The sequence below is a fragment of the Nocardia sp. NPDC004278 genome (assembly GCF_053602975.1).
The window spans coordinates 116,820-138,271 of record NZ_JBSGEQ010000022.1 but is presented as its reverse complement, the minus strand read 5'-3'; the positions used below and the strand labels follow the sequence as shown (position 1 = coordinate 138,271).

General features: G+C 65.4%; 23 protein-coding genes. 15 read left to right on the top strand and 8 right to left on the bottom strand.

Annotation, left to right across the window (positions count from 1 at the left end):
* Window positions 1-250 precede the first annotated feature (250 nt).
* The 4 genes from ACWEO2_RS29350 to ACWEO2_RS29335 all read left to right on the top strand — a co-directional run bounded on the left by ACWEO2_RS29350 (window position 251) and on the right by ACWEO2_RS29335 (window position 5,786).
* On the top strand, window positions 251-2,458 hold the full coding sequence (locus ACWEO2_RS29350; protein WP_452408278.1) for a hypothetical protein: 2,208 nt from the start codon (window positions 251-253) through the stop codon (window positions 2,456-2,458).
* Window positions 2,459-2,550: 92 nt separating this feature from the next.
* A complete protein-coding gene (locus tag ACWEO2_RS29345; protein ID WP_452408277.1) occupies window positions 2,551-3,414 on the top strand; it encodes a MurR/RpiR family transcriptional regulator in 864 nt (287 codons plus the stop codon).
* A 107-nt stretch (window positions 3,415-3,521) separates the two neighbouring features.
* Window positions 3,522-4,343, top strand: coding sequence for an HAD family hydrolase (locus ACWEO2_RS29340; protein WP_452408276.1), 822 nt, complete (start codon window positions 3,522-3,524; stop codon window positions 4,341-4,343).
* An 18-nt stretch (window positions 4,344-4,361) separates the two neighbouring features.
* A complete protein-coding gene (locus ACWEO2_RS29335; protein WP_452408275.1) occupies window positions 4,362-5,786 on the top strand; it encodes a lipase maturation factor family protein in 1,425 nt (474 codons plus the stop codon).
* On the opposite strand, the gene ACWEO2_RS29330 is transcribed toward ACWEO2_RS29335, so the two are convergent.
* On the bottom strand, window positions 5,780-6,181 hold the full coding sequence (locus ACWEO2_RS29330) for a nuclear transport factor 2 family protein (protein ID WP_452408274.1): 402 nt from the start codon (window positions 6,179-6,181) through the stop codon (window positions 5,780-5,782). The two genes, ACWEO2_RS29335 and ACWEO2_RS29330, sit on opposite strands and share 7 nt — an antisense overlap.
* An 87-nt stretch (window positions 6,182-6,268) precedes the next feature.
* Here ACWEO2_RS29330 and ACWEO2_RS29325 point away from each other — a divergent pair, with 87 nt between their 5' ends.
* Window positions 6,269-6,823 (top strand): PadR family transcriptional regulator, encoded by a 555-nt coding sequence (locus ACWEO2_RS29325; RefSeq protein WP_452408273.1) that lies wholly within the window; start codon window positions 6,269-6,271, stop codon window positions 6,821-6,823.
* A 5-nt stretch (window positions 6,824-6,828) separates the two neighbouring features.
* On the opposite strand, the gene ACWEO2_RS29320 is transcribed toward ACWEO2_RS29325, so the two are convergent.
* The 3 genes from ACWEO2_RS29320 to ACWEO2_RS29310 form a co-directional block, all read right to left on the bottom strand.
* A complete protein-coding gene (locus ACWEO2_RS29320; protein WP_452408272.1) occupies window positions 6,829-7,494 on the bottom strand; it encodes a VC0807 family protein in 666 nt (221 codons plus the stop codon).
* A 469-nt stretch (window positions 7,495-7,963) separates the two neighbouring features.
* A complete protein-coding gene (locus ACWEO2_RS29315) occupies window positions 7,964-8,302 on the bottom strand; it encodes a hypothetical protein (RefSeq protein ID WP_452408271.1) in 339 nt (112 codons plus the stop codon).
* Window positions 8,299-8,589 carry a hypothetical protein gene (locus tag ACWEO2_RS29310; protein ID WP_452408270.1) on the bottom strand — a complete coding sequence of 97 codons (291 nt, stop codon included), beginning with the start codon at window positions 8,587-8,589 and terminating at the stop codon, window positions 8,299-8,301. The genes ACWEO2_RS29315 and ACWEO2_RS29310 overlap by 4 nt, the downstream gene beginning before the upstream one ends.
* A 449-nt stretch (window positions 8,590-9,038) precedes the next feature.
* Here ACWEO2_RS29310 and ACWEO2_RS29305 point away from each other — a divergent pair, with 449 nt between their 5' ends.
* From ACWEO2_RS29305 to ACWEO2_RS29295, 3 genes are read left to right on the top strand one after another with little or no spacing between them, the layout of a single operon-like run.
* Window positions 9,039-9,368, top strand: coding sequence for a hypothetical protein (locus ACWEO2_RS29305; protein WP_452408269.1), 330 nt, complete (start codon window positions 9,039-9,041; stop codon window positions 9,366-9,368).
* Complete coding sequence (locus ACWEO2_RS29300; protein ID WP_452408268.1) at window positions 9,349-9,867, top strand: DUF6879 family protein; 519 nt, start codon at window positions 9,349-9,351, stop codon at window positions 9,865-9,867. The genes ACWEO2_RS29305 and ACWEO2_RS29300 overlap by 20 nt, the downstream gene beginning before the upstream one ends.
* Entirely contained in the window at window positions 9,864-10,706 is an 843-nt protein-coding gene (locus ACWEO2_RS29295; RefSeq protein WP_452408267.1) for a helix-turn-helix domain-containing protein, read from the top strand. The genes ACWEO2_RS29300 and ACWEO2_RS29295 overlap by 4 nt, the downstream gene beginning before the upstream one ends.
* Window positions 10,707-10,798: 92 nt before the next feature.
* Here ACWEO2_RS29295 and ACWEO2_RS29290 read toward each other — a convergent pair whose 3' ends face one another.
* Entirely contained in the window at window positions 10,799-12,127 is a 1,329-nt protein-coding gene (locus tag ACWEO2_RS29290) for a lipase family protein (RefSeq protein WP_452408266.1), read from the bottom strand.
* Between the two features lie 325 nt (window positions 12,128-12,452).
* Here ACWEO2_RS29290 and ACWEO2_RS29285 point away from each other — a divergent pair, with 325 nt between their 5' ends.
* The 6 genes from ACWEO2_RS29285 to ACWEO2_RS29260 all read left to right on the top strand — a co-directional run bounded on the left by ACWEO2_RS29285 (window position 12,453) and on the right by ACWEO2_RS29260 (window position 18,148).
* Window positions 12,453-13,694: a PucR family transcriptional regulator gene (locus ACWEO2_RS29285; protein ID WP_452408265.1), complete on the top strand. Its 1,242-nt coding sequence runs from the start codon at window positions 12,453-12,455 to the stop codon at window positions 13,692-13,694.
* Between the two features lie 40 nt (window positions 13,695-13,734).
* Window positions 13,735-14,349 (top strand): DUF1800 family protein, encoded by a 615-nt coding sequence (locus tag ACWEO2_RS29280; RefSeq protein ID WP_452408264.1) that lies wholly within the window; start codon window positions 13,735-13,737, stop codon window positions 14,347-14,349.
* The gene (locus tag ACWEO2_RS29275) at window positions 14,346-15,605 is read left to right on the top strand and encodes a DUF1501 domain-containing protein (RefSeq protein WP_452408263.1); all 1,260 of its coding nucleotides are present in this window, start codon (window positions 14,346-14,348) and stop codon (window positions 15,603-15,605) included. Before ACWEO2_RS29280 ends, ACWEO2_RS29275 begins: the two co-directional genes overlap by 4 nt.
* Window positions 15,606-15,622: 17 nt before the next feature.
* A complete protein-coding gene (locus ACWEO2_RS29270; RefSeq protein ID WP_452408262.1) occupies window positions 15,623-16,294 on the top strand; it encodes a response regulator transcription factor in 672 nt (223 codons plus the stop codon).
* A 2-nt stretch (window positions 16,295-16,296) separates the two neighbouring features.
* Window positions 16,297-17,490, top strand: a complete 1,194-nt coding sequence (locus ACWEO2_RS29265) for a sensor histidine kinase (RefSeq protein WP_452408261.1) — start codon at window positions 16,297-16,299, stop codon at window positions 17,488-17,490.
* 202 nt (window positions 17,491-17,692) lie between these two features.
* Window positions 17,693-18,148, top strand: a complete 456-nt coding sequence (locus ACWEO2_RS29260; RefSeq protein ID WP_452408260.1) for a DUF2231 domain-containing protein — start codon at window positions 17,693-17,695, stop codon at window positions 18,146-18,148.
* Window positions 18,149-18,243: 95 nt separating this feature from the next.
* Here the strand turns inward: ACWEO2_RS29260 and ACWEO2_RS29255 are convergent, their stop codons facing one another.
* Both ACWEO2_RS29255 and ACWEO2_RS29250 read right to left on the bottom strand, forming a co-directional pair.
* Window positions 18,244-19,068, bottom strand: a complete 825-nt coding sequence (locus ACWEO2_RS29255; protein WP_452408259.1) for an amidohydrolase family protein — start codon at window positions 19,066-19,068, stop codon at window positions 18,244-18,246.
* A 19-nt stretch (window positions 19,069-19,087) separates the two neighbouring features.
* Entirely contained in the window at window positions 19,088-19,879 is a 792-nt protein-coding gene (locus ACWEO2_RS29250; protein WP_452408258.1) for a 3-oxo-5-alpha-steroid 4-dehydrogenase, read from the bottom strand.
* Between the two features lie 102 nt (window positions 19,880-19,981).
* Between ACWEO2_RS29250 and ACWEO2_RS29245 the strand changes: the two genes are divergently transcribed.
* Window positions 19,982-20,788, top strand: coding sequence for a nuclear transport factor 2 family protein (locus ACWEO2_RS29245; RefSeq protein WP_452408257.1), 807 nt, complete (start codon window positions 19,982-19,984; stop codon window positions 20,786-20,788).
* 9 nt (window positions 20,789-20,797) lie between these two features.
* Here the strand turns inward: ACWEO2_RS29245 and ACWEO2_RS29240 are convergent, their stop codons facing one another.
* Window positions 20,798-21,391, bottom strand: coding sequence for a TetR/AcrR family transcriptional regulator (locus tag ACWEO2_RS29240; protein ID WP_452408256.1), 594 nt, complete (start codon window positions 21,389-21,391; stop codon window positions 20,798-20,800).
* Window positions 21,392-21,452 lie beyond the last annotated feature (61 nt).

Below are 21,452 nucleotides of genomic sequence, written 5' to 3'. Positions count from 1 at the left end.
TCCTTCTCGGTGATGGGAAATCCGCGGAAGTGGACGTTAGATGAACAATTGGTTTCTCAGAAGTGTTGCCGCGCAACAATAGTTGCGTCATGCTGAGAGCATGGCCACACGGTCGAAGATGCGGCCGAGTCGGCCAAGGTGGGGATCAGAGGATCCATGGGGGTGCTGTCCGCGCCCCGTTCAATTGTTGCGCCGGTTCGGTGCGAGTCCTTGGCGGCGTCGCATCGGGTGGTTTCTGGCAGTCATTTTCGTGCTCTTCGTCTTTCCCGGCGTCGTCGGGGCGGTGGCCAGTGCGCAGTACCAGGCCGCCGCCACCGGCAGCGGTGTTTCCCAAATCGACGGGCTCAGTTGGATGCACATCCGGGACTCGTCCGGGGTGCCGCTGGCCAACTATTCGTTCGCGACCGACCACGGCGGGGTGCTGAACCCGGGCGCGACCATCCTCTGGGCCATCCTCGGCTTCCTATTCATCGGCTACATCGCCATCGTGACGACCGCGATCTGGTTGATCGGGAATGCTTTGAGCTTCCAGTGGCTCAATATGTTCAGCTCGGCGCTGACCGGCGTCGCGGACCGGCTGACCGGTCAGATCGCGACACCCATGATGCTGATCACCGCGGCGACGATCGGTGCGTTCTGCGTCGCCTGGTTCTGGATGCGCGGCTATCACGCCAAGGCGGTGCTGCAGATCGTGACGATGCTCGGGGTGGCGGTCCTGGGCCCGGTGTTCCTGGCCGAACCGCTCGCCGATGTGCTGTCCCCGGACGGATTGCTCACCAAGGGCAGGGATTTGGGCATTTCGGTCGCAGCCGGTTTGAACGGCAATAACAATCCGAATCCGAATCAGCTGGTCACCACCATGCAGCGCGATCTGGCGGACAACTTCGCGCGCCGCCCGGTCCAGGTGTGGAATTTCGGGCATGTGGTCGACGAGCAACCGGCATGCCGCTCGGCGTGGTCCGCGGGGATGGCCGCCGGTGACGACGATCGGGTCCGCAAGGGCATGCAGTCCTGCGGCGACTCCGCCGCCTACGCCAAGGCGCAGAATCCGAGCATGGGTCAGGTCGGCACCGGCCTGATGCTGTTGATCTGTGGTGGCATCCTGCTGGTCTTCGCGGTGGTGCTCGGGATCAGGGTGATCAAGGCCGCCCTGGACACGATCTATCACGGGTTCATGTCGATATTCGGTTTCGCCGCAGGCGGATTCGTATACGGACCGACGCAGACATTTCTGGTCCGTAATCTTGTCGACAGCATTGTCGGGGCCGCCAAGATGACGGCCTACACCATCTTCCTCGGCGTCTATGTGCTGTTCATGGGCAATCTGTTCGCGCAGGCCAAGGGCGAGACCATGGCGGTAATCGTGATCGCGGGCACCGCCGAGATCGTGGCCGTTTCGCAGCTGAAACGCCTGAGCCGCGGCCTGGATCGGGGCAATGACTGGATCGCCAACCGGTTCGCGCTGGCGATCCAGGGTGGCCGCGCGCCCGGGGGTGGCAGCGGCGGCACGGCTTTGGGGATGGGAACCATGCAGGCCAGGGGCGGTGGGTCGGGGTCAGGACTGATGTCCGGCCTGGCCGCGATCAACACCGCCAACACCTCTCCGGTGGTGGCCTGGTTGGCGATGCGGACGAACCGACCGCTGGATCCCAACGCGCGACTGCGCAAGCAAGCCGAGCTGGTCAATATGCAGATCGCGGCATCGCGTATGACTCTCCACCAGCAGGAGGAACTGCTGGCCGCGCGAAACGTCCTCGACACCAAGGCCACATCGCGCGCGGACGATTACGGCGGCATGGGCCACTATGTGGGCCGGGCTCACGGGTGGGATGGTCTCGGCGATATGGATGCGAGTTACCAGGGCAAGATGGGCTCGATGAACCGGCTCGGTGTCAACGAGACGACGGTCGGCAATATCGCGTCCGTTCACGCGATTCAGAAGGCGAGCACGCCGCCGAACACGTACGAGTTCGCGCCGCGGGCGAAGGCGAACGCCGCCTTGCAGGCGGCGGTGAATCGTCCCGGCTCGGGCATCATGGAAGAATTGGCTGGCCAGGCGCATGTCGCGGTCTATAACTTCCGCAACAACGCCCCAAGGCCGATGCGGAACACGCTCGTCGACCAGGTCCTTATCGACGACGTCAACACGGCCATGGAGCGGGGCCAGAGGCTCGACCAGGCCATCGCTCCGGATCGTTGGGCAGACGCGGATAAGGCGACGCTGCAAACAATCGGATTCAATCTCGCGAACAACGCCTACGAGGCCGTGAACACGTGGGCGTTCAACATGACGGATCAAAATCTCGCCGCCGCCGTGGCCGCACACGAGCATGCGCACATGTTCGATGGCCTCACCGATGGCCTGGTGAATGATCCGTGGGGCGGCCTGAGGATGCGGAACCTGAACATCCAACCGGATGACCCATTCGCGCAGCGAAGCTGGCGAAGTGTGCAGTAACCCCGAGGGTTGGCGGCGGTTGCTGTTGGGCACTAGAACCTTACGGCTCGTCAGTTATTGTGTGGGCCTATCGTTCGAGTACCCGAATGATCGTGAGGCTCACTGTGCAGGACAGGGCACCTACCACCTTTCAGGAACTACGTGCCCTACTGCAGGTGCGGTTGCCCGAATTAGCCGACGGTCAACAGCGCATAGCCAGGCTGGTTTTGGACGATCCGGAGGGTACCGCCTTCCGGAGCATCGGCCGCAGCGCCGAACTAGCGGGCGTGCATCGCTCCTCGCTGGTGCGGTTCGCGACCATGCTCGGACTACCCGGTTATCCGGCTCTGGTCGAGCTATGCCGCAGGCAACTGGCCGCGGAGGCGCATCTGGTGCGTAGGCCGGCTGGCGCACCGCCACCCTCCTCGAACGACGAATTCTTCGATGCGATCACCGAATACGATACGAACAATCTGACCCGCACCTTCGCGCGGATCGATCGCGACGACTGGGACCGGGCGGTCGAGACACTCGCGACCGCGTCGGCCGTCCACATCATCGGTCTGCGGCGCAGTCTGGCCGTTGCCTATTCGGCCGACCATCTGCTGCGAATGATCCGGCCACGGGTCCGACAGCTGGGGGCCTCGGCCCGCCTGCTGACCGATGAACTGCGCGATATCGAGCCAGGCGATGCGCTCATCGCGGTGTCGATCCGCCGGTACAGCAGCGATACCGTGCGCACGGTCGAGTACGCGCGCCGCCGCGGTGCCACCACGATCGCGCTCACCGACGATCCGTCCTCCCCGCTGGCCCGCATTGCCGATCTGACGTTCTACGTCGAGACCGGCTCGGTCACGGTGCTGCGTTCGCTCACCGCATTCACCGGACTCGTGCACGCGCTGGTCACCGCCGTCGGGTTGCGCCTGGAATCCGTGAGCGCCGATACCGATATCCTCGACGACCAATTGTTCGAATAGCCGCACGGCCGCAGCGGCGATCGACGATAACGCCGCCGTCACCATCTCGAACGTCGCCGCAGCTCAGCGCCGCGTTTGCCGCTCCGGCTCCCGGGTACCGCTGTGATATGACGCCCATCCATGACCTCCGGGGGCTGGGTCTACCCGAGTCGATCTCGGTCGCGCTGTTCGATCTCGACGGCGTGCTGACCGACACCGCGGCAGTGCACCGGCGGGCGTGGAAGTTGGTATTCGACGAATTCCTGTCCGGTCGCGGCCATGGCGCGTTTTGGCCGTTCTCCAATGAGGACTATCTGGGCTATGTGGACGGCCGCTCGCGGGCGGACGGTATCCGGGAGTTCCTGAAGTCGCGGGGGATCACCCTGTCCGAAGGCGAGCCCGATGCGTTGCCGGGGGAGCCGAGTGTCGCGGGGCTCGGCAATCGAAAGAATCGACTGCTGTTGTCATTCCTCGAACGTGACGGTGTCCATACCTATCCGGGGTCGGTGAAGTATCTGGCGGCGGTGCGCGCGGCCGGGGTGAAGACGGGTGTGGTGACCGCATCGGCGAATGCCGCCGCGGTGTTGTCGGCCGCGGATCTGGGCCGGTTCATCGATGTCTGTATCGACGGGCTGGAGATCGCGCGCCGCGGATTGCGCGGCACACCCGCGCCGGACGCATTTCTCGCGGCCGCGCAAGCCCTGGACGCGAAGCCGGAACAGGCGGCGGCGTTCGAGGACGGCGTCGCCGGGGTGACGGCTGGTCGAGCCGGTCGTTTCGGATACGTCGTCGGCGTCGATCGAGACCGCGATGCCGGGCATGCCGAGGCGTTGCGCCGGGCCGGGGCGGATGTGGTCGTCACCGATCTGGCCGAACTCGGGAAAGTAGCGATGAATACCGACCGAGCCGAGCCGCAGCTACCCGATGGGCGGGCACCACACCGTAGGTAGCGGTACGAAGGAGCGGGCATGGCGTTCACCGAATCCGAGTACTGGTTGGGCAGACTGGTTTTTCAGCACGGCCTCGCGGTCATCTATCTGATCGCGTTCTCGGCGGCGGCGCGGCAATTTCGAGCGCTCATCGGTGCGCGGGGGATGTTGCCGGTGCCCGAGTACGTCCGGCGGGTTTCCTTCCGCCGCGCGCCGAGCATCTTCCAGCTGCACTACTCGGACCGCTACTTCGCCGCCGTCGCCTGGTCCGGCGCGGCGCTGTCCGCCGCGATAGCGGCCGGTGCGCTGCATCTGGTGCCGCTGTGGGGCGCGATGCTGATGTGGGCGGTGCTGTGGGTGCTGTATCTGTCGATCGTCAATGTCGGACAGGCGTGGTACTCGTTCGGGTGGGAGTCGCTGCTGCTAGAGGCCGGGTTCCTGGCTATCTTCCTCGGCAACGATCGGGTGGCGCCGCCGGTGCTGGTGTTGTGGCTGATCCGCTGGCTGCTGTTCCGGGTGGAGTTCGGCGCCGGGTTGATAAAGATGCGCGGGGACTCCTGTTGGCGGGATCTGACCTGCCTGTACTACCACCACGAGACCCAGCCGATGCCCGGTCCGCTGAGCTGGTTCTTCCACCGCCTGCCGAAACCGCTGCATCGGGTGGAGGTGGCGGCCAACCACTTTGCCCAACTGGTCGTGCCGTGGGGGCTCTTCACGCCGCAGCCGGTGGCGAGTGTGGCCGGGGCGCTCATTATCGTCACCCAGCTCTGGCTCGTGCTCTCCGGGAACTTCGCCTGGTTGAACTGGGTGACGATCCTATTGGCCACTACCGTGATCGACGGATCCTCGGCCGCCGCGGTTTTGCCAGTGCCGAAGCCGCCGTCGTTGGCCGCCGCACCGCCGTGGTTCGCGGGCCTGGTGATCGCGTGCACCGTCGCGGTGGTGATCCTGAGCTACTGGCCGGTGCGCAATCTGATATCCCGGCAGCAGCGAATGAACGCGTCCTTCAACCCATTGCACCTGGTCAATACCTATGGTGCGTTCGGCAGTATCGGCCGGACCCGTGAGGAGGTGGTGTTCGAAGGCACCGATGACGCGGAGATCACCGAGCGAACACACTGGCGGGAGTACGAATTCAAAGGTAAGCCGGGGGATCCGCACCGACTGCCACGGCAATGGGCCCCTTACCATTTGCGGCTCGACTGGTTGATGTGGTTCGCCGCGATCTCCCCGGCCTACGCCCGTGGCTGGCTGCTCGGCTTCGTCGAGCGGCTGCTGCGCAATGATCCGGCGACGCTGCGGCTGCTGCGCCGCTGTCCCTTTCCTGACGCACCACCGACCTATGTGCGGGCGCGAATCTACCTGTACCGCTTCGCGACTCCCGCCGAACTGCGGCACGAGCGAACGTGGTGGCACCGCACACTGGTCGGCGACTACCTGCCCCCGATGACACTCGCTCAGTAGAAGCTGCGTCCGGCGGGACCACCGGAGACCGACCAGACCTCGGTGATGACCCCCGCGACGATGCGCAGAATATCGGTGCCGCTGATGGCAATGGTCGCCCCATCGGGACCGGTCGATTCCGCGCCGTACGGGCGTGCGATGAATCCGGTTCGAGTGTCATCCATTTCGACGACCGGCTCACCCTGGGGTGCGAATCGGATGCCGGGACGCTGCTCACGAAATTCGGCGATCTGGGTGGCGAGGGCTTGTGGATCGCGGATGTCGTCGTACTCGCTGGCGTTCGGCTGCGCGTAGCGAAGGGTGAACTCTGGGGCCATGATTCGCTCCGCGAGCGTCAGATCGCCGTTCCACATCGCGGTCCACTGGTCGAACAGGGTGATGCCGAAATCGCGCATCGTCACTCCTTAATAGTCTCATTGATACGGTCTCGATGGCACTAACATATAGTCTCAGTGAGACGGTGTCAATGCGATGGAGGAGGCATGCCGGATCTCGGGCCGCAGGATCACATCGTGCTGGGATTGATCGCCAGGCACGGGCCGCTCACGCCGTATGAGTTGAAGGCCAGACTCGAAGAGAGCGTCGACTACTTCTGGCCGGTGCCGCATGCGCAGCTCTATCGGATTCCGGTGCGCTTGGCCGAGCGCGGTTTGCTCGACGAGGAGGCCGAACAGGGTGGGCGACGACGCAGACTCTTCCACCTGACCGATAAGGGCCGGACCGAACTGCGGCGCTGGCTCGCCGACCCGCGGAACCCGCCCGCCGAGACCCGCGATCCGGCACAGCTGAAACTCTTCTTCGCCGATCTCGGCGCACCGGAGGATGTGGTCGCCTTGGCGAACGGCCAAGCCGCGGAACACCGTCGGCTGCTCGAGCTGTATCGATCACTGCAAGCCGATATCGACCCGGCCGATCAGGTCCGCGCGGTTTCCCGCGCCCGCATCATACGGCTCGGCGTCCTGCACGAGCAGGCCTACGTCGAGTTCTGGGAAGACCTCGCCGCCGACCCCGAATATCGGGACCGGCGGCGCGGATAGGACGCTCAGGCCCGGCGGGCGCGCTTGACGAACCGGACGCTCAGGGCGATCAGCGGGGCGAAGAAGATGATCGACAGGACCGGCGACAGCCAGGCCATGGTGTGGACCGGGAGCTGGTAGGCGAGCAGTATCCGGACGACGGCCTCGGACAGCAGGCCGACGCCCCAGGCCGCGGCCAGGATAGTGAAGCCGCGGCGCTTGGCCGGATCAGCGCGGTAGGACTCTTCGAATTCGGCGAGCTTGGCCGGTCCGGCGGCCGAGAGCGCCTTGCGTGCAGACAGGTAGGTCAGTGGTTTGCCGACCGCCGTGCTGATCAGGAAGGCGATGCCGACGATCGCGGTACCCGCGGAATCCTTGACGATCATCATCCGGGGGTCGCCGCTGATCAGCGAGCCGACCAAGCCGAAAACGAAGACGCCGAGCATGATCGCGGCGAAGGGTTCGAGGCGCCGCGACCGGATGGTCTCGATGATCAGGACCGCACCGGAGAACAGGGTTCCGGCGAGCAGTCCGGCGAAGTCGCTGTAACCGAGGCCGGTCAGCAGGAAGTAGGCGCCGATGGGCACCGCGATATCGCGCACGATCGGGGCGAGTACGCGAATCGGGCTGAAGCGCGGCGCCGGGGTCCGAACTGTATCGGTCGGCCCGGCCGCTGCTGCGGTGGTCGTCATCTCGGGTGCTCCTGGTGAATTCGGCTGTGCACTACGAGAAATGACGCTACGGACCGGCGCGGGGCGGCAGATCTGCCAACCATCACGGGTCGGGCATGACAACTGTCATGCCCCGCGACGAGTTCGCCGAGTGTCCTGTGCGACCGTGATCGCACCGAACATCGATGCGGTGATCACGCACGCCGCGAGGGCGGCTCTGATGATCTTCATTTAGTTTCCTCCATCAGGGATCCCAAGAAGACGGCCCGGCCCTCACGCGCACGACGGTCGGGCCGCTTCTTGCTGTTCAGAGCTGCTACTTCTGACTCGGCGGCAGCTATCGCCCCCACGGCCGAATCAAGTCGTCACCTCGGTCTTCGCGCGGGTCCTGATTCCAGTTGTCGTGGTTGTTGCCGTCCGGGCCTGGATCCTCTACTCGTGCCACCATGTTGGGCCACATCCTTTCCAGCGTCGTTGCTGCGGAGCAGGTCTATGCGCCGTCCACATCGACAAACCGGAACGAGGCGTGCGGCGCGTATGTCGCCTTGGGCGAAATGGTGTTGATCTCGCAGACTCGGACGAGATCAGGCGGCACTGCGCCGCCAAGGTGCTCGAGGTTGGGGGTGATCACCGCGTCGACATCCAGACGCCGGACCACGTTCAGCAACCGACTCAGCGGATGGTCGGTCTGTGCGCTGAATGCCACAGTCTTGGCGAGGTTGTAGCCGTATCGCTTTGCGAGACTGCGAATCTGGATTTCGTCCCATGTTTGCGATATTCCTGATACGTCGGTGCGCAGGTATCCGATCGCGGTTGGTTTCGCCCTCACCGGCTCGCCCCGCTTGCGCTCACGGTGACAGCGCCGTTGCGCGGCAGGAATTCTCGGTATGGCCGTGCGTTGATCAGTGCCCGCCCGCGGTCGGTGATCTGCCACCCGACCGGGACTGTGCGGGAACCATGGGCGAGACCGGAATCGGCGAGCCCCTGCAGCGCTGCACGCGTAGCAGCCTCGGCGCGACCAGCGTGGCCGCACAGTTCGCGCACGGTCAGCGCTTGCGCGGGTTCCGGAATCGCCAGTGCGGCTAACACTTTGGCCTGTGTCTCAGTGAGCGCCATGACGCACCCCCTCGGGTGGGTCATGCGCACCAATGTCGAAAGACTCGACACCCCAGCACCGTGACGACTGTGCGAGCACGGGCGGATCTGCCCACTGGCGTACCGCGCCCGCGAACAACTCGACCACATCGGCCGGTGCGCCGCAAAAGGGAATGGGTGGGCCGACCAAGGGGTCACGTTGTGGCAGTTTTGAATTAGGCATGAACGGCATTGGCTGTACCGCCTCGGTGTTCGTTTCGGTTTGGCAGGCCGCCCGGCGCCGAGGGCTCTTGGGCATCACCCCGGCGCCGAGTGCCTGGCAATGACGGTAAGAATCCGGCAGCCTGCTCGTCCAGGCTCATGCTCCAAAATGCTCGAAATCTATTGTTCCTCTACACAACAAGCATTTAGAGAGGAACATGGAATCCGCGCGAGCATAGGTAGGCATACAGCGATTGGAGAGCCAGGCCATGCGGTTACAGTTTCTCGGCAAGGGCGGAACCACTGGAGGCGGATGCCCCAGCCTCTACGCCACCAACCAGGACACCTACGTCGTACAGGGATGGAAAACCGATTCAGCCGGAACTGTCGAGATCCCACACCTGTTGCTCGGATTCGCGCTCCCGAACACGTTCGTCGGGGCGCCGATGACCGACAGCGGCCGTGGCACCTTCACTCTCGAAGGGACACCGGTCACCGACCCGGACGTACTCGGGGGACTGGACATCTACGACGACGAAACATGCGTCGAGGTTTCGAAGGCAGAAAGGATGTTCTACGGTGCAACTCGTGCAGGATGAGGCGTTCAACCGCCTATTCCACTCCTGCCAGCGGGAGGCGTTTCATCTGGAAGTTCAGGACACCTACGAGACTCCAGAGGAGTCCGAGCCGTTTCGGAAGTTCCTTCAGGACGAACCCGACGACTACGCATGGTTCCGACCGTGGCTCGACCACGTGCGGGACGTGACCAGTCGTGGTGTGGCCGTGAACCGTGCCCGCGTGGTGACCGAACCTCACACCGACTACACGCGCTTCGCGAAGGCGGTAGCGCGGTTCAACGCTGAAGCTGGCGAGGACGTTCGCTACCTGCCGCGGCACTTGATCGACTCGGCCGAGTTGACCGTGGATGACTGGTGGTTGTTCGATGACGCGGTGCTGGCGTACACGATCTTCGAGCCGTCAGGCCGTTGGGTCGGTGGCGCAGTCACGACCGATCCTCGACTGGTCAAGTACTGCCGAGCCGTGAAAGAGCGTGTCTGGGCGCTCGCTACCCCTCTCGCGGAGTACTCCAACCAGTGAGTGATTCGCTTCACCAACTGCGCGAAGCTCTCGGAGGCCGACTCCGGGAGCTTCGCCTCAATTCGGGGCTCACCGGCACGGAACTCGCCAACCTCGCAGGCTGGCACCAAACCAAGGTGTCAAAGATCGAGTACGGGAAGACCAAACCGACCGATGCCGACGTTCGCACCTGGTGCGTGCATACAAACTCCGTGGACCAAGTGCCGGATCTCATCGCGACCGTGCGCAACATAGAGGCGTCCTACTTGGAGTGGCGCCGAGTACTTGGAACCGGCACGAAACGGCGGCAGCAGGCTTCGATCAAGTTGGAAGCCGAGACGCAGCTGATGCGTTGGTATGAGCCGGTTCTGATCCCGGGCTTGTTGCAGACTGCCGAATACGCAGAAGAGATCATGCGCAATGTGATCGAGTTCCAGGGCATACCCAATGACCTCGAAGATGGCGTATCGAAGCGGATGGAACGCCAACAAATCCTGTATCAACGCAAGCATCGGTTTCACTTCGTGATCGGAGAACAAGCGCTACGGACGACTGTCGGCGATGACCGGATCATGACTGGACAACTCGATCGCCTGCTCGCCGTGCTGGGCATGCCGCGGGTGCTGTTCGGGATCGTGCCCGCCGAAACCCGCTACCAAGTACCAATATCGAACTTCATCATGTTCGACGATCGCACAGTGATGGTCGAAAACGTGACAGCCGAACTCACGATTACCCAGCCACGGGAGGTCGCCACATACGGGCGCGCATTCCATGTCTTGGCGAAGCAGGCCGTGCGGGGCAACGCCGCTCGTTCCTTGATATCAGCGGCCCTCGAACGGCGAGCCAAGTCGGGCTGACGCCAACGCTCTTCGGGCACTGTGAATGTCAGCGTGACTTCGGTCATCGCACGCGCGAGGCTTGATCATCTGAGTGCTGTGTGCGACCGGGCTCAGGCGCAGCGGCGGAACTGCCGGATCGGCCTGCTGGTGAGCATGCGTGCCAGCAATCCGGCGAAACGCAAGTGGCCCAACGCCTCTCGCTTGGTGAACGCGACCGACCACACGGTTTCGGTGCCCGCAGCGGGCAGCGGACGCTGGTCGAATCGATCCGCCAGCCAGTTCATGGTGGCGGGTGCGCCGATGAACAGCAGCGGCATATGCAGGCTCAGGCGGTCGCGCAGGTAGCGCACGTGCGCACCGCGGATCGCATAGCGGGCAACGTGCTGGTCGACATCGGTGACGGCGATGAGTTCGTCATTGACACCCTGGATGACGAGCAGCGGCATGGCGGGTGCCTGCACACCGGGCCGGATATCGTCCAGGATCTGCTGCAGGTCGGGTTCGGCGAGTAGTTCGGCGAAGGTGCGGTGGCTGTAGTTGTCGATGTTCTTGCCCATCAACCGGAACAGCAAATGCAGTGTGGTGCGCGATTCGGCATCCGCGAGTATCTCCAGGAATTCGGATTCGAGGTGTGTGCGCAGGATGCGATCGAGATCGGTGTAGGCCCGCCGCAGCCCTGCCACGGCCATCGTCGAGAAGGCCGCGAAGAAGGTGCCGTTCAATCGCGCGAAGGCCGAGCCGAGATCGCCGACCGGCGAACCGGCGACCGCACCGACGATATCGAGCTCCGGTGCGTATTCGGCGGCCAACTCCGCGGTCCAGGCGGTGGCGAGTCCGCCGCCCGAATAACCCCACAGCGCAACGGGAGTCGAATCGGTCAAGCCGAGCGGGGCGAAACTCAGACTCGCCCGGATCGCGTCGAGGGACCGATAGCCGGGTTCGCGCGGCACTCCGAAATGTCCGGCCATCCCGCCGTGATCCGGAATCGATACCGCCCAGCCCTGAGCCAGTGCGTACGCGATGACCGGCAATTCGACCTGCGGAATCGAGCCGAGCGCCCGTGCGCCGCGGCGCAGTGCGTAGGAGGGCAGGCACTTGGAACTGACGCCGTCGATGGCGCATTGGAACGAGACCAGCGGCCGCGGCTGATGCGGATCGGCGCCCCACGGCAGCAGGACCGTCGTTGCGGCCGTCTCCGCACCGCCGTGCAGGTTGCTGGTCCGGTAGAGCAGCTGCCAGGCCGAAACCTTTTGTGGCACACGCCCGAACAGTGCCAGCTCGACCCTGCGGGTGCGCAGCACGGTGCCGGGGGCGAAGCGTGCGAATCCGGCGGGCGGGTGATAGAACCGATCCAGCTCCGGCGGCAGCGGTCGCTCCGATGGGAATATTTCGACAATCGGACGCGCCGGGCCCATCTCGGTGTCGGCAGGCACGGTCATTCCTGTACATCCTTTCGAACGGCACACCGGCACGGTGTTTATTTGAAATGACGCCGGAATCCTGGTTATCAAGGTAGCAACGGCGGTGACGGAAATTAATTGTCCCGAAACACAATTGAGTCGGGTCTTTTTCTCCGGTGGATGGTGTTGACGGTGACCGGCGTCACCAGGTAGCGCGCGGAACGCGCTGGTGAGCACGGTCATTCGAGCCATATTGTCACTGCACCCGGGAGAGAAGAATCCGCGGAAAGTTTGTGTTCGAAGACAACCGGCCGGTGGTTACGAGATTTATTGGTAAATGGCATCGTTGGGTACCGTGCAAGTCATGCCCGTTGCCCTACCCCCGTTGTCCGGAGACGCACCGATAATCGCCCGACTGGTCCGTCGGTTACCCGAAATCGCCGAACGCATGCTCGCTGCGGGCCTCGGATCGACGCCACCGGCCGCCGATCTGCCGGACGGGCATTTCACCGATGAGGTGCTGCCCGCGATCGCCGGATGCGGCCGCGCCTTCCTGCGCGCGCTGCAGGAGCAACGCACGTTCACCGGGGCCGAGGTGGTCGAGTTCGTCGGCCCGGTGGCCGAGCGGCATGCCGAGGACCGCATCCCGCTCGGACTGCTGATGCATGCGGTGCACGGCTCGGGCCAGGCGATCCTGCAGGAGGCGGCGGCGGTGGCCGCACCCGAGGATATGAACGATCTGATCGCCTTCGGTGGTCGACTGCTCGACCTGCTGCGGGATATCAATGTCGCGGTGGTCGAGGCGTATACCGATGTCGAGCAGTCGATCTATCACGCCGAACGCGAGGCGCGCCGGGCACTGTGTTCGGCCCTGTTGCGCGGCCAGCCCGCCGAGGAACTGGCCGCACGCGCGGATGTCGTTCTCGCGGAACGCTATACGGTGCTCGCCATCCACATCCGCCCGGACGACCATCCGATCGTGGTCGCCGATCTGCTCACCCGCCGCCGCATCCGGGTGCTGCAGCGGGCATTGGACGGGATCGCCGGAACCAAGGCACTGAGCACCTTCGACGGCACGACCGGAATCGCCCTGCTGCCGAGCGGATCCGACTCCGCGGAGTACCAGCGGCTGGCCGCCGACCTCACCGAACAGTTCGGTGTCGATGTGTTCCTCGCCGAACGCCGCGCGGTGGAACGGGATCTGCTTCCGCACGCGGTCCAGGAGGCATCCGATCTGGCCGAACTTGCCCGGCTGCTCAACCGGCCGAGCGGGCTGTACGACCTCGACGATCTGCTGCTCGAGTATCAGCTCACCCGCCCTGGTCCGGCCCGGGATCGCCTGGCCGACCGCATTGCGCCACTGCTATTGCGCCAGCACCTGTTCGAGGCCCTGGATGCGCACCTGCGGCACGGATCCGATCGCAAGGCGGCCGCCGCCGAGGTCCACGTGCATCCCAATACCTTCAGCTACCGGCTCAAGCGCATTGCCGAACTCACCGGCATCGATCCGAGTGAGCCCAATGGCTCCCGACTGCTCGCCGCGGCGCTCACGGTGCACCGTTTCTATCCGGTGGCCGAGGCGGCGGAGGTCGTCGAGGCGGACTGATTTCATGATCCCTTAATGCGCCCGGTGCGACCGTGAGCGCATGGCGGGCAGTGTCGTGGACGATGAGCGGGCGCTGATCGCGCATGTGCTGCGGCGCACCACCTTCGGGCCGTTTCCCGGACAGACCGAACGGTGGGTCGGCCGCGATATCGGCGCGGTGGTCGAGTCCGTGCTCACCGCACGGCCGATGGCGCCGGGCACGCCGGAGTTGTCCGATGACGACGCGGATGCGGCCAATGGGCCCATCGAGCGCTGGTTGACGGTGCTGGCCGACCCGGCGGCGGGACTGCACGAGAAGCTGGTGTGGTTCTGGCACGGGCATCTGACCACCAGTTACGACAAGGTCGGGCAGTGGCGGTTGCTATGGCGCCAGCATCTGCTGCTGCGCAGGCATGCCCTCGGCAATTTCCGGACGTTGCTGCACGAGATCACCAGGGATCCGGCCATGCTGGTCTATCTCGACGGCGCTGGCTCGCGCGCGGATGCCCCGAATGAGAACTTCGCGGCCTTCGAACGCGCGGCCATCTACGACCCGACACCCACCACTCGCGATGCGGTGACGGCCCTGGCCGCCACCCCCGGCCTCGACCCGCGCGCCCGCGCCGCGGCAATTCTGGCCTGCGTCGTCTCGTCACCGGAGTTCACCCTGTCATGATCAGCCTCGACCGCCGCGGGTTTCTGGGTCTCACTGCCGCAGGCGCTTTCGCCGCCGTCGGTGGCTACGCGGCATGGCAGCTCGGCACGGAATTCGCACCGGCCCCCGCGCCGCTGCGCGCGCCGACGCCGCCGGTGGCCGCGCCACCCGACCAGCGCAAGCTCGTCGTCATCGAAATGGCGGGCGGCAATGACGGGCTGTCGATGGTGGTTCCCTACACCGACGACCGCTACTACGCGCTGCGCCGCAGTACCGCCATCGAGGCATCGCGTGTACACCGGATCGACGATCGGCTCGGCCTGCACCCCGAACTCGAACAGGTCGCGCTCGGTGGCGCTGCGGTCCTAGCCGGTGTCGGCACCGCCGCGCCCGATCTCTCACACTTCGAAATGCTGCAGCGCTGGTGGACCGGGGATCCCGCGGGCACGCTACGGCCGACCACCGGCTTCCTCGGTCGACTCTGCGATGTCGTGGGGGATCCGGCCGCGCCCGCCGTTGGGGTATCGCTCGGCGGCGGGCCCTCGCCCGCGCTGAGCGCCGAACGGTGCACAACGCTGTCGATGGATCCCGATACCGGTGGCGCCTTTCCGATGCCCGACGATCCGGCCCTGGCGGCGGCCTGGCTCGCGGCCCAGCACGCAATGAATCATCCGGATCGGGGTGCTGCCGCATTGCTCTCGACCGCCCGCGACAGCGCGCGCACCGCACTGCGCTTCGGTGCTGTCGCGGCCGCACTGCCCGCCGCGGCGGACGGCTACCCGGACAGCCACCTCGGTTCCCAATTGTCCTTGACGGCAAGAGTTCTCGCCGACGATCAGCACGGCATCCGCATCGTGCACGTACCGATGGCCGACGACTTCGACACCCACACCGACCACCTGACCCGATACGCGAGCATCATGCGGCAATTCGACGCCGCCATCGGCGCCTTCCGCGCCGATTTGGACCGCCGCGGCCTCGGCTCTCGCGTACTCATCGCGACGCTGAGCGAATTCGGCCGTCGCGTTCCCGATAACGACTCCGGCGGCCTCGATCACGGCGCCGCGTCGACCGCACTGCTGTTCGGTCCGGTCCGCCCGGGTGGCCATGGCGAGCAGCCGTCACTGCGCACCCTCGATCGCGACGACAACCTGAAGGCCACCATCGATATGTCCGAGTTCTACGCGACCATTGCCGAGAGCTGGTTCACCGTCCCGGCCGAACTGGTCCTGCCGGGCCGTCCGAAACCCGTCCCCGGCATCATTGTCGACCGGTGATGTGATCGACTGTGTCGGTGCGGTTGCTGGTGGTCGAGGATGACGCGGGGCTGGCCAGGGTGCTGGTGCGCGGCCTGCGCGAGGAGGGGCATGCGGTCGACCACGCCCCGACCCTGGCCGAGGCCGACGATCTGTGCTCCTATAACGACTACGCGCTGGTCGTCCTCGATCTCGGTCTCCCCGACGGTGACGGGCTGAGCCTGTGCCGCCAGCTCAAGGCGGACGGCCGCACCCGGGTACTCGTGCTGACCGCGCGCGACAGTGCCACCGATCGCGTCACCGGTCTGGATACCGGTGCGGACGACTATGTCAGCAAACCCTTCGACTTCGGTGAGCTCGCCGCCCGGGTGCGGGCGGTGCTGCGCAGGCCGGTGACACAGGGCGGTTCGCTACTGCGGGTCGGCGATCTGAAACTGGATATGGCAACCCATCGGGTATGGCGGGCCGAGGTGCTGATTCCATTGACCGCCAAGGAATTCGCCGTAGTGCAGTATCTGATGCAGCAGTCGGGGCAGACGGTCAGCCGTACCGAATTGCTGGAGCAGGTCTGGGATCTGCACTACGAGGGCACCTCGAATGTGGTCGATGTCTACGTCTCGACGCTGCGCCGCAAGCTGGATCTGCCGACCGCGCGGACCCGCCTGGATACCGTGCGCGGTGTCGGCTTCCACCTGTACGCCAAGGAATGACGATGTATCTCAGGCGATTTCGCATCCGGCTCACCCTCGCCACCGCGCTATCGGCGCTGTTGCTGGTCGGTGCCGGTGCGGTCTATCTGGCGGCTGTGCTCGCCGACCGCAGCCAGGCCGAGGCGCGGGTGGTCGCCACCGAACAGGTCGCGGATATCGCGGCCCAGCCCGATCCGGCGAAGGCCCCCGACTGGTTGCGCGAGAATGCCTGGGTGGTCGACGCGGCGGGTGTGACCACCCCGCTCGGTGAGGTCTATGTGGGTGCGCCGGTACAGGATCTGGCCGAGCAGGCGCGCGATCCGGACTGGGGTGCCGGTTCGGCATTGCGTGAGGTGTGGAGCGACGATGAGCACTACTTTGGTGCGGCCCGGCTGCGGCCCGACGGCCGAGTGGTGGTGACCGCGACCCCGCTGGACGATACCGACGCCGAAATCGTCAGGCAGCGTTGGTATGTCGCGCTGGTCGCGGTCGGCGTGACCGCCCTGCTGACCGGGCTGACCTGGCTGCTCGCCGGGCGCATGCTGGCACCGGCGGTGCGCGCCCAGCAGTTCCAGCGTGACTTCCTCGCCGATGCCGCCCATGAGCTGCGCACGCCGATCGCGGTCATTCGCGCGACGGCAAGTCAGGCCCTGTCCCGGCCGCGCGAAGCCGAGGAGTACGTGCGCACGCTGACCGAAATCCGCGCGGCCACCGAACGCGCGGGGGAGAGTGTCGTGCAACTGCTCGACCTCGCCCGGCTCGACGCGGGCACGGTCGAACCGGTTCGGATGCCGCTGCGGGTCGACCTGCTCACCGAGGAGATCGTCGCGACCGCCGCGGCCGGCGGTGCCGCGGTCGAGCTGACCAACGCCCGCCCGGCGGTCGTCGACGGCGACGATATTCTGCTGCGCCAGGCCATCGACAATGTCGTGCGCAATGCCATCGCCCGCGCCACCAATGTGCGGGTCGGCATCGCGACCTATGGCAAGGAGGTCGTGGTGACGGTCACCGATGACGGGCCCGGATTCGATCCCGCCGTATTGCCGCACGTCTTCCGACGCTTCGCGCGTGGCCACGGACAGGGCCACGGACTCGGGCTCGCCCTGGTGCGCTCGATCGTCGCACTGCACGACGGGCGGGCCGAGGCGGTCAACCGGCCCGAGGGCGGCGCGGAGGTCCGGTTGCACCTGCCCCTGAGCGATACCGGCACCGCCTGACCTCTCGCATTCCGACGCCCGATCCGGTGCGGTCGACCAGGGGAACCCGGGCGGTATCCGGATCTGCATCACGTCGCGGATATCGCCCCGGCGAACGGCCGAACATTCGTGAAATGAACCTGTCGGCGCGGTAAACCGTGAGGTGAGGAAGATACTTGGGCCGGAACTGCCCAGGTGGTCGAGAACTCCAGGAGTGCGCCTCATGTCGACGATCAACGGTCTACCCGCCCATGTGCTGCTGGTCCACATCATTGTCGTCTTCGTCCCGCTGACCGCGGTCCTACTGATCATGTCCGCCCTCTGGCCCGCCGCGCGCCGCCGCCTGATCTGGCTGATCACCGCCCTGGCCGCGATCACCGTCGCACTCACCCCCATCACGACCGACGCCGGCGAGTGGCTACAACACAAACTCGGCGGCTCCCCCGCAATCGATAAGCACGCAAACCTCGGCAACACGATGATCTACTTCGCAGTCGGGCTCCTCCTGGTCACGGCCCTACTGATCATCGTCCACCTCCGCGCCGAACGCGGAAAACCACTGGGCCGCACCCTCACCGCCCTCGTCGCCGCACTAGCGATCCTCGCAGGCAGTGCAGCCCTGGTACAGACCTACCGAGTCGGCGACTCCGGCGCCCACGCCGTATGGGGCACCCAGTAAAGCCCACCCCGCGAGAATGCGCTGGTGCAGGTCAGCACTCGACATTTACCTGCACCACCGTGACCGCTCTGCGGGGGCTCAGCTACGGGTGTTGCTCAGGGGGACTTGGTCAGGTTGAAGATGCGGGTGGCGTTGTTGGAGAGGAACAGGTCGCTGCATTCGGCGTTCAGGGCGAGGTCGTCGAGGCCTGCCAGTGCCTGTTCGGGCGCGATCATGGGGTAGTTGGTGCCGAAGAGGACCTTGGTGCGGCCGTGGGACTTCATGTAGGACACCAGTTCTGGTGGGTATCTGCGGATCGTGTAGGCGGAGGTGTCTATGTAGACGTTCTCGTATTTTGTTGCTACCGCGATCATTTCGGTGGTCCAGGGGTAGCCGATGTGGCCGCCTACGATGACCAGTTCGGGGAAGTCCAGGGCGACGTCGTCGAGGTAGGGGATGGGGCGGCCGGTTTCGGAGGTGCGTAGCGGGCCGGTGTGGCCGACTTGGGTGCAGAACGGGATGCCGAGTTCTACGCATTCGGCGTAGAGCGGGTAGTAGCGGCGGTCGTTCGGGGGCAGACCCCAGAGCCACGGCACGATGCGCAATGCCTTCATACCCAATTCGGTTACCGCGCGGCGCAGTTCGCGGACCGCGACCATCGGCTTGCGGAGGTCGACCGAGGCTACGCCGACCAGTCTGCCGTTGGATTCGGCGACGAAACCGGCCACCTCGTCGTTGGAGATGAGCACGCCCTCGGGGCCGTACCAGGCGCTGATCAAGGCGGTGTCGACGCCGCCCGCGTCCATGGCCGCCAGCGTGGTCGAGACCGGCGGCGGCTGGGTCGGGATGGTGTCACCGGTCCAGCGGCGCAGTGAGTCCAGCATTTCGTGCTGTAGCAGTCGCACCGTCGGATGCTGGGCCCAAGCATCGATGATCGCCATTACGCCACTGTATGACTCCTCACAGGACGAAGGGGATCAATGCCTTTCGATCGGCGGGATAGTCGGGGAACTTCTCCCGGTACCACTTGTGGGTGGCGAAGGCTCGGGGGACCAGATTGCCCGCGGTGATCAAGAAGATGACCACACCCGCCAGCGACCAGGTGAGCAGTGCGAATCCGGCCCAGGCGATCAGTTCGGCGAGATAGGCGGGGCTGGTGACGAACCGGAAGCCGGCGCCGTGCGGAATCCGGTACTCGGTCGCGCCCGGATTGTTCTTATCGCGCAGATTGCGCACGATCGACTCGGAGCGGACCAGCAGCGCGAAACCGCCGAGGTAGACGACCAGACCGATCAGGAAGCGCGGATCGATCAGCCAGTGGGGGTCGTACTGGTGCAGGTAGTCGTGGCTGAAGAGGGCGCCGTTGAGGTAGCCGTGCAGCGCGGTGACGAACATGCCCGCGGCGATCACCGATACATTGAAGCTGCTGCGCTTGCCGGGGACCTGGCGGATGGACAGCGGGAAGAACCAGCCGCGGTTGCCGTAGTGCAGCACCCAGATCGCGGCCAGCACCAGTGCGGTCGGTTCGAACCGGTCCGGGCCGGTCAGATAGAACACCGCGAAGACCACCGTCGCCGGAATCTCCATCAACCACCAGCCGAGCTTCGGGTTGAGGTTGAAGCCGATCTCGGTGGTACCGAAGCGGCCGTAGGGACTCTGCGCGAAAAGGCCGCCGATCAGCACGAATGCGGCGAAGGCGAAGGCGATCGTCAGCACGGTGTCGTAGGCGGTATTGCCGGTGTACCAGTCCATGGGAGTCCTTGTCGAGCGGGACGCCGGGCAGTTCTGCCGAACCCGCGGCGCCGAAATTAGAACATGTTCTACCATGTGACGCAGCAACTAGGAGGAACTGTCATGCCGCTGGATTCCACCGCCAAGGACCTGCTCGCAGCCGTCCAGGCGTCGCCGCGCGCGGTGGCGGCACACGATAAGGCGGCCTGGGTCGGCCTGTTCGCCGCCGACGCGACCGTCAACGATCCGGTCGGATCGAGCCCGCACATCGGCCGTGTCGCGATCGAACGGTTCTACGACACCTTTATCGGCCCGAACACCATCGCATTCCAGATCGACCACGACTTCGTCGGCCCGTCGACGGTGGTTCGCGACCTGCTGATCCGCACCACCATGTCGACCGGCGCCACCGTGGCCGTCCCGATGCATCTGCGCTATGACCTCATCGAGGAAGGCGGCGTCTGGAAGATCGTCCGGCTGGCCGCGCACTGGGAATTGGCCGCGATGATCGTGCAGTTGCTGCGCACCGGCCTGCCCGGACTGGGTGCGGCACTGAAGCTGGGCCCACAGCTGATCGCCAACCAGGGCTTCGGCGGCATGCTCGGCATGATGCGGGCGCTGGGCGGGGTCGGGCGCGCGGGCAAACGCACTGCGGCCGAGGTTTTCGCGGCCGCGGCGGCCACCGATATCGCGCGGGTGCGGCGACTGCTCAGCGACCGTGCCGTCATCGAACTGCCCGCGGGCACCAGGATCTCACTGGAGGAGTTCACCAACCGCACCCGAAATATGCAGTGGGACAAGCTGATCGCCGCCGGTCGAACGGTGAGTGCCAGCGTCCGGCTCGATTCGGCCAACGGCGTCGCCTTCGTCGAATTCGCCACCGATAGCCGGCGCATCACCGCGATCCGCATCTTCATCCACTCGAGCTGAGACCGCGTCTCAAGTGGCTGATTTCCTGGCGCGCAAACCGGCCAGGATGACCGCGAGCAGGTCGTTCTCTGCGCCCCGCAGGCGAGCGAGCCGCTCGGCCGTGGCTGCGCCGATCAGGAGATCCAGTACGTCGGCGTCATCGAGGTCGAACCGCACCTCCCCGGCGGCTTGTGCACGGTGCAGCAGGGTGCTGAATGCGTCGCGAAACTCGGTGCGCACCTTCTCGGGCACCGCAAAACCTGCTCCGGCGCCCGGCTCCATGGCGTCACACAGCGCCTGATTGAGCGCTACCGCACCGACGACATGGGCGAAGTAGCCGAGAAACACCTCACCTGGCTCGGCATCGGCCACCATCGACGTGCGCGCCAGCTCGACGAACTGTTCGATCCGGCCGAGAACAACCGCCTCGAACAGCGCGTCGCGGGTGGGGAAATGTCGGTAGACGGTGCCAACGCCAACACCGGCGCGGCGCGCGATCTCATCGAAGGACACCGACATCCCGTCGGTGGACAACATCTCCTGCGCGGTGACCAGCACCAGTTCGCGGTTGCGGCGAGCGTCCGCACGTAAGGGCTTGGCCGTCGGGCCAGCGTTGTCGACCACCACACGATGCTATCTCCCGCCGTTGCCAAACGGAGAGATCTCTCCATATAGTCTATTCGGA

Excerpts from the sequence above, each read along its gene's own strand:
- ACWEO2_RS29340 (WP_452408276.1), top strand. The coding sequence starts at position 3,522 with ATGACGCCCATCCATGACCTCCGGGGGCTGGGTCTACCCGAGTCGATC.
- ACWEO2_RS29335 (WP_452408275.1), top strand. The coding sequence starts at position 4,362 with ATGGCGTTCACCGAATCCGAGTACTGGTTGGGCAGACTGGTTTTTCAG.
- ACWEO2_RS29330 (WP_452408274.1), bottom strand. The coding sequence starts at position 6,181 with ATGCGCGATTTCGGCATCACCCTGTTCGACCAGTGGACCGCGATGTGG.
- ACWEO2_RS29325 (WP_452408273.1), top strand. The coding sequence starts at position 6,269 with ATGCCGGATCTCGGGCCGCAGGATCACATCGTGCTGGGATTGATCGCC.
- ACWEO2_RS29320 (WP_452408272.1), bottom strand. The coding sequence starts at position 7,494 with ATGACGACCACCGCAGCAGCGGCCGGGCCGACCGATACAGTTCGGACC.
- ACWEO2_RS29310 (WP_452408270.1), bottom strand. The coding sequence starts at position 8,589 with ATGGCGCTCACTGAGACACAGGCCAAAGTGTTAGCCGCACTGGCGATT.
- ACWEO2_RS29305 (WP_452408269.1), top strand. The coding sequence starts at position 9,039 with ATGCGGTTACAGTTTCTCGGCAAGGGCGGAACCACTGGAGGCGGATGC.
- ACWEO2_RS29290 (WP_452408266.1), bottom strand. The coding sequence starts at position 12,127 with ATGACCGTGCCTGCCGACACCGAGATGGGCCCGGCGCGTCCGATTGTC.
- ACWEO2_RS29285 (WP_452408265.1), top strand. The coding sequence starts at position 12,453 with ATGCCCGTTGCCCTACCCCCGTTGTCCGGAGACGCACCGATAATCGCC.
- ACWEO2_RS29280 (WP_452408264.1), top strand. The coding sequence starts at position 13,735 with ATGGCGGGCAGTGTCGTGGACGATGAGCGGGCGCTGATCGCGCATGTG.
- ACWEO2_RS29275 (WP_452408263.1), top strand. The coding sequence starts at position 14,346 with ATGATCAGCCTCGACCGCCGCGGGTTTCTGGGTCTCACTGCCGCAGGC.
- ACWEO2_RS29265 (WP_452408261.1), top strand. The coding sequence starts at position 16,297 with ATGTATCTCAGGCGATTTCGCATCCGGCTCACCCTCGCCACCGCGCTA.
- ACWEO2_RS29260 (WP_452408260.1), top strand. The coding sequence starts at position 17,693 with ATGTCGACGATCAACGGTCTACCCGCCCATGTGCTGCTGGTCCACATC.
- ACWEO2_RS29255 (WP_452408259.1), bottom strand. The coding sequence starts at position 19,068 with ATGGCGATCATCGATGCTTGGGCCCAGCATCCGACGGTGCGACTGCTA.
- ACWEO2_RS29250 (WP_452408258.1), bottom strand. The coding sequence starts at position 19,879 with ATGGACTGGTACACCGGCAATACCGCCTACGACACCGTGCTGACGATC.
- ACWEO2_RS29245 (WP_452408257.1), top strand. The coding sequence starts at position 19,982 with ATGCCGCTGGATTCCACCGCCAAGGACCTGCTCGCAGCCGTCCAGGCG.